This window comes from Staphylococcus sp. NWU MK-U1, from assembly GCF_033283505.1.
GTDB classification, from domain to species: Bacteria; Bacillota; Bacilli; order Staphylococcales; family Staphylococcaceae; genus Staphylococcus; species Staphylococcus haemolyticus.
Genome location: NZ_JAVSMG010000004.1, coordinates 47,441 through 60,644, shown reverse-complemented (window position 1 = coordinate 60,644; position 13,204 = coordinate 47,441). Strand labels below are relative to the sequence as shown.

Genomic DNA, 13,204 nt, shown 5'->3' with positions numbered 1-13,204 from the left:
AAATAGAAGGTGATTGCGTAGTATTTTATTAATATTTAACTTATCTAGACTATCAAAAAGATATAGATTATTATTATTTTAAACTGGTAAAAAGGAGTGAATTAAAATGAATAAAAAATACAAACTGAAACGATATGATAAAAGATTTAGAGGTGGTTGGTGTTACAAATGTGAAGATTCATATTATTACCTTTGTGAAGACTGTGATTATTGAAGATACTGTTGCCATTGTTAATTGAAAAATTTTTTATGAATATTAGGTCAAAATTTTTCTGTATCAAAAGCACCATGGTAAATAATAAATATTTATTGAAAACAAATAGAAAAAGGAGAGGTACCTCCTTTTAACTTTAAACAATATTTAATAATGGGAGAGAAAAATATTATGAAGGAATTTTTAATGATATTTTTTAATAAATATGAATTAAAAGCTATTATAGCTCCAGGAATGATAAGTATCATGTCTTTCTTTACTACCTTGATAATATATTTTCCTGATAGTTTAAATTTAGGTTCTAGTCTAATTGTAATAATTCTATTGATTTTTTATATCTATTTATTTTCAATCATAGCAAGAGAAAATGGTAAAATGGTTGAAAAAAAGTTGTTTTCTCAATCATCAAATGTTTATCCCACTACACAAATTTTAAGATATTCAGACGACACTTTAAATATAAAAACCAAAGAAAGATATCACTCTTTTTTACAAGAAAACGTTCCTTGTATAGAACTTCCTAGCTATGAAGATGCTAGAGACAAAAAAGAGAATTATTTTGATGATGAGTACGACTCAGCAATTGATTGGTTATTAAAAAATACAAGAGAAGATTATATGACTGCTCAACATAATATGGAATATGGCTTCTATCGTAATTTATTAGGAATTAAATATATCGGTATTATAATTGTTTTAATATCTATAGTATTCAGTATTGTTGTTTTTATACTATCTCAAGAAAATGTTACGATTCAACTAGTACTTTCTAGTATTATTAACGTGTTTTTTTTGTATTTTTGGATTTTTAAAGTTACTAAAACACAGACTAGAAAATCTGCAAAACGTTATGCTCAATCTTTATTAGCTAATTGTGATTTTAAAAGTTAATTGTATGTAGTTACACTTCCAATATATTTTAAATTATCATAAATTGTGGGAATTTTAGAGTCTTTTTCAAGATTTTTAGCCTCATAGTTTAAATTACTCACATATATATTGATAGTACCAGTTTGACAGTCAAATACTATATCGCCTGCTTTTCTTTGAGTAATTGTAGTATAATTACTATAATAGTATAAATCTTTTGAGTTAGCTTCTCCTACAACAATAAGCTTAGGGTTTAATTTATTTAAGATATTACTCGGTACTCTTCCACTTTTTCTAGAATGGTGAGGTGCAAATAATATATCCACTTTTTCCCAGTTAACTTCATTTTCGATTTTTTCCATAAAATCAGTAGTCAAGTCTCCCATCCACAAAGCAGTCACTCCTTTATCTAATTTATACTGAATGATAGGAGATATATCATTAAAACTGATTTTTTCTGCTGCTTTTTGTAATTCATTTTTAAAATACTCATTGTCTGTATCAGGCCATAATATATTAATACCGGAACTACCTCGTGATTCATCGCTAATATTCATCCATTTTCTTTGACTATCTTTATGTATGTAAAAACTTTTGTTAGAATCTCTCAATTTTTTATATTCTTCAAAACTTTGACTAAAATCATTTTTTTTAGCATTATTTTTTACGCAATAAAAATTAGTGATATTTAAATTTTTATTTAATAACTCAAGTCCATGAATGTGATCTTCATCTGGATGAGTAGATATAAATCTAACAATTTCTTTTGTAGAAGCTATCTCTAATATTTCTTTTATTATAATATCTTTTTTATCATTATATAAACAGCAATCTATAATAGAGAAATTATCTGTACCGTGTTTAATGTAAAACATATCACCATTTCCTACTGAATACGATTTAATTATACTCAAATTAGTAATCCTCCTTTAATTAATAACAAATTGTATTAAGTAATATAATTGTAATCGTTTATTACTTAAAGTAAAAGAATGTATAATATTACTTAAAATGACGTAAAAATAATTTTTTAGTAAAACCACTAATAAGGGGAAGCGTATCATAAATGATGCGGTTTTTCAGCCGCTACTTAAAGGAATTTTGAACATCTCATACTATATGAGATTGATAAGAAGTAAAGTTATATTTTTATCATAGTGATGCTTTTTAATAAATTACATCAGGCTAATATGATATTTTAAAAATTTAATTATGTAAAAAATAAAAATAGAACACTTAGAAATGGATATGAAACTTTAAAATTATAGCTTATATATACTGTTTTACTGAATTGTTTCTGTTGTAATCAAAAGTGTGCATTTATAATTAATCTATATAAAAGTTTAATTAAAAACATTTTTAGATAAATTGATAGCTTTTGAATAATTAGCTTTATGTGTTTTGATGTACTCAGGACGTTCTTGTTTGTGTTTGATATATAATTGATCATTATGCATGTTGAACTGGAAGATATGAAAGTAATCTATTGCTTCTAGTTCCTTGGACTGTTCGTTTTCACGTTCAGAGACGAGTTGCCATAATTGTTTTTGTAAGGAGATAGGTAATCTATTGGCAATCCCCCGTGTTATATATTTATTCATAAGCGTTTTCCTTTCGTTCTGATTCTTTCATCCATGTAATGATTTCGCTTAGGATAGTGATGACTAATTGTGTTAGTTTGATATATTTATGCATTTTATTGTCCTCCTGTTAGTAAGTATCGTTGATCCAAAAGAGGCATGATAGTGTTGTGTAGGTATAAGAAATCCATATCGTGATTTTCGTCGATATAACCGATGGCTATGAGTTGTTTCTGATAGTAGAGAATGAAAGGATAGATATTACTTTCGTCAAGTGTGTCAGAGTAGTAGGTATTAGTCTGAAGTATTTTGTTACTGAGTGGGCCAAGTCTTACATATTGATTGGGTAAGATATCATCAGCGATTTCCTCGATAGATTCGCAGTGCCACACTTCGTCCTTTGGCAGGTTGAATAAGTTGGTTATATAGTGCTTGAGTTGTTGTTCTAGTGTCATTATTATGACCTCCTAATGTATTTGATGGATGTGTGCATGTGATACATCTTATTGATAATATAAGTTTGAAATACCATTTGTTTCGCTTAGAAATCCCACCGAAATATAGAAAGTATCCCAATCGAAAGTCGTCACAATTGTTGGTATGACAAGGAAATCCCATTATCCCACTCATTTTTCGAGAAATATAGCTATATATTTATAGATCATTTGGATATGTAGATGTAATTACGACTTATTTTTTCTTTTTATATTATTTATTTATAAATAATAATGGGATTTCGGGATTACGCTTGCGTAATCCTTCTCCTACATGAAGTTATCCAATCCCTTTACTATCCCACCCATATTTTATTTTGGGATGTTCTTTCGTCATATCAATATAAGCTTCACATTGAACCATGACTTGGTATCATGTTGAAGATATTTGTTAGATGAGTGTTATTGAATGACGAAAGGACAGTACATAGTTATTAGATTTGAAGAAAAAGTGTTTGAGGCAAAAATAAAGACGAAGTGCTGATGAGCACTTCGTCGAGAGAGGTATTATTGAAAAGTTGGTTAATAATCTCATTATTGAGCTTGAGTGTGACAAAGAATTGTTTTTTATGACTTCCATCTTTACGAATATCAATACGTTCAATGACCGTAAGGTATAATGCTTTGAGTTGTGCTTTATCCATTGATTCTATGTTTTGAAATATATGACGTAAGATGTTGGATATTTGCTTCGTATCGTAAGATGGTTTTTCTTGGTTTTGTTGCTGCTTGAGTTGATTCATTTGGTTTGTAATGTCATTGAGTTGTGTTTCATATTGATGAATGGTTGGTTTGAGTGCAGATGTTAAGTCTGGATTGTCTTCGATGGTTTGAATTAGATTTTTAAGTTTAGTGTTAATTTCATCAAATTGTTGTTGTTTATAAGCAATATCATGGTTAAGTGCAGCCATATCAATTTGACTATCTTGATTAACACGTTCGACAACTTGTTTGAGAACTTTATCGCTTTTGACAATTTCAAGTATTTGGTCCATAACATATTTTTCAATGACATCGGCTCTAACACTATTCGCAGAACAAACTTTTGAACCTTTGTTTCTAAAATTACTACATGAGTAATATCTGATTCTTTTCTTAGTGCCATCTTTTAACGTATTGGTTGTATTACTTGCGGCCATTGCTGCGCCACATTTCGGACATTTTACAATGCCAGTCAGTAGGTTTGTCCCTTTACCGTGAACTTGTGGTTTTTTACGACTCTCTTTGCGTTTAAATTGCACTTTATCCCATAAGTTTCTATCAATAATAGGTGCATGCTTACCATCAGCGATAATTGGTTCCTCATTGAGTCCTTTTCGCCTCTTATCGCTCCAGTGTCTATACTTCGCAAACTGTATCTTTCCAATGTAAAAAGGGTTTGAGATGATATAAGTAATGGACGAAATACTAAACGGTTTCCCTTTCTTAGTCACATAACCTTTATGATTTAATGCGTTCGCAATCTTACGATAACCATGACCTTTAGCGTATGACTCAAAAATATATTTAACAATATTCGCTTCATGTTGATTGATCATGAGCTCTTTTTTACTGTCAGGTACTTTATCATAGCCTAAAGGTAAATTACCCTGGTAATAACCTTCAATAGCACGTTGTCTTTGGCCATTGAACACGTTTTCTACAATAACGTTTCTTTCAAATTCTGCGAAACTCGCTAAGATTTGGAGCATCAACTTACCTGTGGAGCTCGCAATTTCTATTTTTTCAGTTAGACTAAAAAATTCAACATTAATCTCATACAATTCTTCGACAATATTTAATAAATCTGAGGTATTTCTAGCTAAACGAGTAGTATTATATACCATGAATCAAGCTATCAGTAATAAAGAAAAAGCGTTCTATATCGATCCAACGTTTAATAACCCAACTGGTCAATCGTTGTCACGTAGAAGTAGAGAAGAGATTATTACTTATAGTAGACGACATAATATGCCAATTATTGAAGATGATATTTATAGAGACATCTGGTTTGATGAACCGCCCCTTAAACCGATTAAATCTCTAGATAACACGGGTAATGTCCTTCATATAAGTAGTTTTTCAAAGTCAATTGCTCCAGCTATTAGGATTGGATGGTTGATTGCTTCTGAAAAAGTAATTGAACAATTAGCCGACATTAGAATGCAAATTGATTATGGTTCTAGCATATTATCGCAAATGGTAGTTTATGAATTACTAACGTCTGGAGAGTATGATGATCATGTAAGTAGACTAAGGACAATTTTAAAAGATAAGCGTGATTATATGTTAAGCATTTTAAATGACACTTTTAGCGATATTGTGACATGGGATATACCTAAAGGTGGTTTCTTTATCTGGGTAACTTTTAGAGGAGATATTAATATTAAAAAGCTCTTTGCTGAACTGATTAATAAAGAAAAAATATTGCTTAATCCAGGTTTTATTTATGGGGGTAAAGCTAACACCGTTCGACTATCATACGCATTTGAAAATAAAGAAAATATTAAGTATGCCCTACAAAAAATTCAACATTATGCAAGTATAGAATTAAAATAAAGACCTTTATGGAGAGTATATTGCTCTCGATAAAGGTCTTTTGATATAAGTTATGGTGCCATTTTTAATTCTTCTCTAAGATTTAGGTGTGATTCTGCGTCCTTTTCCTAAGAAGATTTGAATGATAGATGAGATTAACATTACGATGTTAAAAATAAGCATTAACGTAAATATCTTCTGATTCGAATGGATAATGACGTCTTGAATTTTTTGCGTTAAGACGAACTTGTTCGTGATATGTGTGGTATAACCTGAATACAATGTTTGCAGGCCTTTTTGGATATCATCTTTTAAAATATACGTCACGATTGGCACTAATAACGCTGATAAAAAGTTTCTAATGCTATGCATCGTCACGGAACGGTTTGAGGCGTATTTTAAATCGCCATCAAGTAACGTTGCCATGGCGCCACTAAGTAACGTCATGCTTGTCCCAAAGCCCAATAAGAAACCGTGTAGGTAGAGTAGATTAACGTTGACTGAATGTTCTAATACAATCCAGTGTATGCTGACATACATCAATGAAGTAGCACCGACTGTACCTAATATACCGGCACCTATGGAACTGTAGAACAACATTTTAATAAATCCTGTGACGATAACCCCGATAAAGAAGTAAAGATAGAATTTCTCTGTTACTTCGAACGGTAATTTTAATGCTTTTAAAAGGAAAACATTAATGCCGGCAATACCCACTAAGAGTGTTAAATGAGATGAAATTGCCATGACTGAACCGACAATAGGTTTCTTCTTAAATAGCGTTGAAAAATACATAATTGGTGCATCAGATTTCATATTGAAGTACACGAAATTAACGAAAAACAATACGGCAATTAATAAGAAAATATAACTTAGAAACGTGATATGGCTTTGTTGTGTTAACATAATCATCGGTACGCTAATGGTGATTGTAGTTAGCACTAAAAATACGATATGCCAAGGTATACCTTTTTCTTCTTTCTCCGGTGCTTTATCCGCATTATTTAAGAATCTTGGGCCAAGAATAAGACATAAGATACTTGAAACAATGTTAATGACAAATATCCATTTCCATCTATCTAATTCTAATGAGTAGCTACCTGATATGCCACCTAATGCATTCGCACCAAATAATCCCACTATAACTAATAATAAGAATACATTCTTATAGCGTTTAGGAAATGCTTGGAATAGTTTAGGTAATAACGTAAAGAATAAGATTCCTGTACTAAATCCTTGGATTGTTTTCGAAATAGATAGTGAATAAATATCAAATGAGACAATTCCGATAATCGAGCTTACTAAGAAGCATGAGGTGAAAAAGATAAATGTCTTTTTGGTACCCAACTTATGGGTAAAGACATGGCCCAACGGTATGCCTAGGGCAAAAGAAAAATTCCCTATAATAGAGGGTATAATGAGCTGCTTGGAACCTAAGCCAAATGCAGTCTGTAATAGTCCTTGATTAAGACTATATGCTAAATTGGAGAAAAACTGTGAGCCAATACCTAAAACGGTTAAGACGCTTAACACGAATAACTCTAACAGTTTGACTCTTTTAGTCCATAAAAAACTCAAAGTCGTTCATCCCTTTCTTTATATTTCATATGACGATAGTAATAAGGGGTTTAATATGAACCGGTGAAACTGGATAAAAAAATAATGATGCAGTGTAACGTTGTGGATGTAAGTAACAGTGAGAAATGCTCACAGAAGAGTCTATCTATACAAGTTAGTAGCTTTATTATTTTTTAAAGATACCTCTATTATATACTACATTTTTCTGACATGCATTCGTAATATCTCCCTCGCTAACCTATATGTAATCCACTTTTCAGGAAAATTAATTTACAAAACAAAAAATACGAATAAAAAATATATTAAAATTATAAAGTTTAAAGTGTGATTAAAAAAATGAGTAAAGGGAATAGTATAAATGTTTGATAGTAATCGTAGGGCATACGCAAAAACTTAATGATGACACAGGAAAATATAATTTTATCGGGGGAGATAAAGATGACAGAATCAAATAATAAAAAGCTTGAACAATTAGAAGAACAAAAGAAAAATAATGATAATCAAGCAATCACAACTAACCATGGTGTGAAAGTAAGTGAAGACGAGAATTCTCTTACAGCGGGCGATAGAGGTCCAACACTTCTAGAGGATTTCCATTTTCGTGAAAAAATGATGCACTTCGACCATGAGCGTATTCCTGAGCGTGTCGTACATGCGCGTGGATTTGGTGCACATGGTGAATTTAAAGTATATGAAGATATGAGCGAGTATACACAAGCAGACTTTTTAACTCACCCTGAAAAGACAACGCCAGTATTCGTTCGTTTCTCTACAGTACAAGGATCAAAAGGATCTCCTGATACAGTAAGAGATATCCGTGGTTTCGCAACTAAATTCTACACTGATGAAGGTAATTTCGATTTAGTGGGTAATAATGCTCCAGTATTCTTTATTCAAGATGCGATTAAATTCCCTGACTTCGTGCATGCATTAAAACCAGAACCTCATAATGAAATGCCCCAAGGTGGTTCAGCACATGACACATTTTGGGACTTCTTTGTGCAAAATCCTGAATCTACCCACGCAGTATTCTGGGCTATGAGCGATAGAGGTATTCCAAAGAACTATCGTCAAATGGAAGGTTTCGGTGTGCATACATTTAGATTGGTAAATAAAGAAGGTCAATCTTACTTTGTTAAATTCCACTGGAAGCCATTGCATGGTTTAGAAAGTTTAGTATGGGACGAAGCCCAAATCTTACATGGTAAAGATGTCGACTTCCATAGAAAAGATTTATACGAATCAATTGAAAAAGGCGATTATCCTGAATGGGAATTAGGTTTCCAAATGATTACGCCTGATCAAGAATTTGACTTTGATTTCGATATTTTAGATCCTACGAAAATTTGGCCAGAAGACCAAATTCCAGTCAAACGTGTAGGTAAAATGACGTTAAACCGTAACGTGGATAATGTCTTTGCGGAAACTGAACAAGTAGCCTTCCATACAGGACATGTCGTACCTGGTATTGATTTTACAAATGACCCATTATTACAAGGTCGTTTATTCTCATATACAGATACACAAATTTCAAGATTGGGTGGACCAAACTTTAACCAAATTCCAATTAATAGACCAGTTAGTGGTGTACACAATAACCAACGTGACGCGATGCATCAAATGAGTATCCACCAAGGTCAAACGTCTTATCATAAAAATGGTCTGAATAATAATGAACCTCATACCACACCTAAAGAAGAAGGTGGCTATGAACATTATCAAGAAAAAGTTGAAGGTCATAAAGTACGTCAACGTAGTGAAAGTTTCAAAGACTATTATTCTCAAGCTAAGCTTTATAAAAATAGCTTAACTGAAGCGGAACAACAACATATGGCTGATGGGTTCTCATTTGAAATTGGTAAATGTAAATCAGTGATGGTAAAACAAAACGCCGTCAATCAATTAAACAAAGTCGATCGTCAATTAGCCGAATATGTTGCCCAAAACGTTGGTGTTGATGTTCCTGAAAATAATGAAGAAGTACAATCTGACGCTAGTGATAGCCAATTAACATTAGAAAAATTCGATATCCCATTATTAGGTCACTCTGTAGCCGTATTAATTAATGGTGACATCGATGCAAAAACATTGAAAGACTATGCCGAAGTCTTCTCAAACAATCGTCTGAACTTCGCTTTCGTAGGACAGCATGCGAAAGATTTAACTGAAGAAGTGGGTATTACTGAAACATACAGTACAGCAAGTTCAACTATCTTTGATAGTGTGGTTATCTTATCAGATGGCAATGAATTATTAGAAGAAGCGATTGATTTTGCTGAATTAAGTTATAAACATAAAAAACCAGTTGTAGTATCTGAAGTAGCGTCTAAATTATTAAATCATAGTAAGATTCAATTTGATGCACCAGGTGTGATTGTTTCGGATAAACCAGATGCGATTGTAGATGCATTCGAACGCTTCAGATATTGGAACAGATAAAGATAAAAGTAGTGGGAAGGCAGTCTAAAATATAACCTTTTCTAGCAAATAAAAAGCACTTTCTATTGAAATTTCAAAATAGAAAGTGCTTTTTCATATTAATGCGGCTCTAGGTTTGGTGCTCCACCGATTCTTTTAGGAGTCTTCTCCTTACAATACTAAGTTATAATATGAAACTACAATGGGATATCGATGTTGTCTAAGTTTTTACCAATAATTACTAGATATAAAGGCACGTCTGCTGTTAATTGGATGGGGGAGAGTTCGATTTCTCCTTGAGCGTATTGGACGAGATAGATATGTTGTTCATCTATGAAACGTATAAAACCTTTAACGCGATAGACGTCGTTAGGTAAGGCACTTAATTCATCAATAAACTCAGATTTAGATTTCATCTGAGGACGTTCTATATAGCAATGCCCAATGTCACCATGTAATATTTTACTCTTGTGACCTCCAACATTTATAACTTCTAACAATGATTTTAAAGAGAGTGAACCGTAACTACCTACCAGGATATTGGCATTGCTATTCATCGATTCAAGCTTTCTTAAAAGTTCCGCCGTACTATCTACGGCCACCAAATCTATTTTATTAAGTGTCGAACAATGACGAAGTTGTTCTAGAAATAATTTCTGAATATCTTCAGGGTAGGCATCAAATCGCTCATATATCGTCGCATCAACAATGCCTACAATGCTTCTAATTTGAATAATAGGTGCTAAGACAGGTGTTAAGCATGCATCGACAACAGCTAATGGTTCGGCTACGCCACTACATTCAATAAAGACGATATCAGGTTGATAATCTAAATACAGTTGATGTAATTGTTCAGAGACGTCGGCTTTCATTGCACAACAGATACAACCATCTACTATTTCTTCCATGGGTACGTCTTGTTTAATCAACTGGCCATCGACGCTCATTTTTCCAAATTCATTCATTAATACGGCAGGTTTCAAGTTATTATCAAGTGCGTCGGTAATTAAGTGATTTAATGTAGTTGTTTTTCCACCGCTTAAAAAGCCTCCAATAATAACAATTTGCATAGTTAACCTCCTTATCTAATCATCAAGTTAACGGCTATAGTAACGACACCTAGTAAACCGACACAACAAACGGATGTAATCATTTGTTTTACAGTGATTCTTAGACCTTCCCGCCAGCCTAGTTGGCGAATCAACATCGTGATAGTTACTGAACAGGCCGTAAAGGTTGAACTAAAGAATACAAGTAATAATAATTTCCAAGCAGAGAGTTGTTGAATCAATTGACCGTCATGCATGTTAAATAACAACATGCCGTCTTTTCTAATCATTGAAAATAAAACCCCTGGCGATAGTTGTGTTGGAATATCTAATAAAGCTAACATCGGCGTAAAAACATACGAAATGATATGTAATATAGGTGTTAAAGATAAAATACTGACAACTAGACAAATAGCGATAAAAATAGGTAACGCTTGAACTACAAACATTTGAACATTGCCCCACATTTGAGCGCCTAATGCTTTTAGTTTGGGCCAGTGTAGCCCCGTTGATTGATAGACGACTTGCGTAGGCATTAAACTCCCTTGCTTCATCCACAGTTTATTATGTAAAACACCGCCGATAAAGACCATAGCTAAATAAGGTATAAATAACCATGTTTGGTGTGCAATGCTAAACACGGATAGTGTAGCGCCAATTTGATAGCTACATGATGACCCGAAGCTAATTAAACTCATACATTGAGTTTTAGTACATACGCTACATTGATGACCGGCTTGCGTAATTGCTGCGGCGTTACAGCCAAATCCTTCTAGCAATGGAACGATGTCAGATCCATTCAAACCAATACGTGTCATCGTGGGTTCAATAGACCACATGACATATTGTTTTAAGCCACTTTGATTGATTGTGGCCGTCGATAAGCTAATCATAATAACGACTGGTAATGCCCAGACGAGTGAGTATGTTCCTAGAGATAAGACACCATAATCACCAAATAAGATGTTGTTTAGCCACTCAATTTGGAAGACGGGATATTGAGAAAGTATGGTAATCCACTCTGAAACATAATTGGTTTGTAACCAATCTGAAAAGTGATAGGCCAGATAGACGGGAAAGGCAAACATCATTAGAATAATAAACCATCCTAGTAATGTCTCGTAGCTCTTAGGTTGATAGTCTTTACTCTCCTTCACGAAATCTTCTAGTCGTTCGATTATTTGTGAGCTATGGTGTGGTGAAGATGGTACACTTTCGTTTAAAGAAACTTCTAGTTGATGTTTTACGATATAGCTTCGGAGTAATTGTTGTTGTCGTGTTGTTAATTTTGAATAATTTTCAAGAGATAACGTATGTGGCTCATCAGGAATTGGAGTATAACTACCATCTCTTAAATTAAAAGCCACATCTAACATGAGCAATCCACTTCGCAGCAACTGTAATCGTCTAGGTACATATTGTTCTTCTTGTAAGTGTCGATGAGCGATGCATCAACGGGTAAGTCTTCCCGGCTCATTAAAATGTTAGCTAATACTGCAAAACGTACTCTGAATTTGTAAATATAGCATAGTACCGCTTCTTCATGACGTACGGTTGCTCCAATTAAGAAGACGTTAGGGTAACGTGTGGACTCGTCTAATTCGGTTAATCGTACATCATTGTCTTTAACGGTAAATAATTGTTGGATTAAAGGATTACGTGTGACGTCAAAACCTGTCGCAATGATAGGTTCGCATGATGAAGTTGCAGTATGACCATTTTCAAATTGAACTTGATATACACCATTGTGAAGATTAATTTCTGTTGCCTTATAACCTACATTCAATTCTATATGAGCGCCTTGACGTACGGCTTCACGTAGACGTTGATGTGTATAAGGTGATAATCGAACACTAGGGTCTGCATCATCATGATCAAAGCCTGTAGATGTTGTGTAAATTGACACAGAAGCACCACGACTACCGAGATTTATAGCTGCATCAAATGCACTTTCATTGCCTCCGATAATAACGAAGTCATTACCGTTTAGATTGTTAAAATCATCAACCTCACTATAATGCTGACCATAGGCGAAAGGTTGGTTAGGAAATGCATAATCGCCGGTAGCTACATAGATATAATCGGCTGAATAGACGCCTTTATTTGTCGTTAATTTATATTTACCGTCTACGTAGGCGACGTCTGAAACCTTAGTTTGTGTAGCAACTTCGATATCGTAGTGTTGAGCGACAATACATAAATACTCTGCATAAGTGTCTCCAGATACATGTTCTTCATTGAAGGTGAACGCGGGAGACGTTTCCTTAGCAATCGCATTGATATCTGGCATCCCAAAACCATTAGTTGTAAAGGAAGGTGTTATGGTCTTAGTAGATTTAGGCCATTGTTTAAATGATTGACCGATTGTACCACTTTCGATGACGAGTACGTCTTTCATGTTAAAATCCTTAAATGTCACTGCCATCCCAATACCAGCCGCTCCAGCTCCAATAATAATAACGCGATGATGGTTAGTCATCTTAA

The 13,204-nt window shown here is 33.4% G+C and carries 9 protein-coding genes and 2 pseudogenes; 3 read left to right on the top strand and 8 right to left on the bottom strand.

Going from position 1 to position 13,204, the window contains the following annotated elements; all coding sequences use genetic code 11:
* Positions 1-385 precede the first annotated feature (385 nt).
* Positions 386-1,105 carry a hypothetical protein gene (locus SBL16_RS07250; protein WP_117206122.1) on the top strand — a complete coding sequence of 240 codons (720 nt, stop codon included), beginning with the start codon at positions 386-388 and terminating at the stop codon, positions 1,103-1,105.
* On the opposite strand, the gene SBL16_RS07245 is transcribed toward SBL16_RS07250, so the two are convergent.
* The 4 genes and pseudogenes from SBL16_RS07245 to ccrB all read right to left on the bottom strand — a co-directional run.
* Positions 1,102-1,998 (bottom strand): hypothetical protein, encoded by an 897-nt coding sequence (locus SBL16_RS07245; protein ID WP_145460853.1) that lies wholly within the window; start codon positions 1,996-1,998, stop codon positions 1,102-1,104. The genes SBL16_RS07250 and SBL16_RS07245 overlap by 4 nt on opposite strands.
* Before the next feature lie 444 nt (positions 1,999-2,442).
* Positions 2,443-2,685, bottom strand: a pseudogene (locus tag SBL16_RS07240) (DUF960 family protein); the annotation flags it as partial.
* A 95-nt stretch (positions 2,686-2,780) separates the two neighbouring features.
* On the bottom strand, positions 2,781-3,119 hold the full coding sequence (locus SBL16_RS07235; RefSeq protein WP_053016926.1) for an SAUGI family uracil-DNA glycosylase inhibitor: 339 nt from the start codon (positions 3,117-3,119) through the stop codon (positions 2,781-2,783).
* A 473-nt stretch (positions 3,120-3,592) separates the two neighbouring features.
* A pseudogene (gene ccrB / locus SBL16_RS07230) lies at positions 3,593-4,984 on the bottom strand (cassette chromosome recombinase CcrB); the annotation flags it as partial.
* Here ccrB and SBL16_RS07225 point away from each other — a divergent pair.
* On the top strand, positions 4,983-5,696 hold the full coding sequence (locus SBL16_RS07225) for a PLP-dependent aminotransferase family protein (protein WP_107525795.1): 714 nt from the start codon (positions 4,983-4,985) through the stop codon (positions 5,694-5,696). The pseudogene ccrB and the gene SBL16_RS07225 overlap by 2 nt on opposite strands.
* Positions 5,697-5,771: 75 nt before the next feature.
* Here the strand turns inward: SBL16_RS07225 and SBL16_RS07220 are convergent, their stop codons facing one another.
* Positions 5,772-7,253: an MFS transporter gene (locus tag SBL16_RS07220; RefSeq protein WP_107611658.1), complete on the bottom strand. Its 1,482-nt coding sequence runs from the start codon at positions 7,251-7,253 to the stop codon at positions 5,772-5,774.
* A gap of 438 nt (positions 7,254-7,691) precedes the next feature.
* On the opposite strand from SBL16_RS07220, the gene SBL16_RS07215 reads away from it, so the two are divergent.
* Positions 7,692-9,692, top strand: coding sequence for a catalase (locus SBL16_RS07215; RefSeq protein ID WP_053016929.1), 2,001 nt, complete (start codon positions 7,692-7,694; stop codon positions 9,690-9,692).
* Positions 9,693-9,868: 176 nt separating this feature from the next.
* On the opposite strand, the gene SBL16_RS07210 is transcribed toward SBL16_RS07215, so the two are convergent.
* From SBL16_RS07210 to SBL16_RS07200, 3 genes are read right to left on the bottom strand one after another with little or no spacing between them, the layout of a single operon-like run.
* Positions 9,869-10,741 (bottom strand): CobW family GTP-binding protein, encoded by an 873-nt coding sequence (locus SBL16_RS07210; protein ID WP_107611659.1) that lies wholly within the window; start codon positions 10,739-10,741, stop codon positions 9,869-9,871.
* A gap of 11 nt (positions 10,742-10,752) precedes the next feature.
* The gene (locus tag SBL16_RS07205) at positions 10,753-12,096 is read right to left on the bottom strand and encodes a nucleoside recognition domain-containing protein (protein WP_053016931.1); all 1,344 of its coding nucleotides are present in this window, start codon (positions 12,094-12,096) and stop codon (positions 10,753-10,755) included.
* Positions 12,090-13,199 (bottom strand): NAD(P)/FAD-dependent oxidoreductase, encoded by a 1,110-nt coding sequence (locus SBL16_RS07200; protein ID WP_317953444.1) that lies wholly within the window; start codon positions 13,197-13,199, stop codon positions 12,090-12,092. The genes SBL16_RS07205 and SBL16_RS07200 overlap by 7 nt, the downstream gene beginning before the upstream one ends.
* Positions 13,200-13,204: the final 5 nt, after the last annotated feature.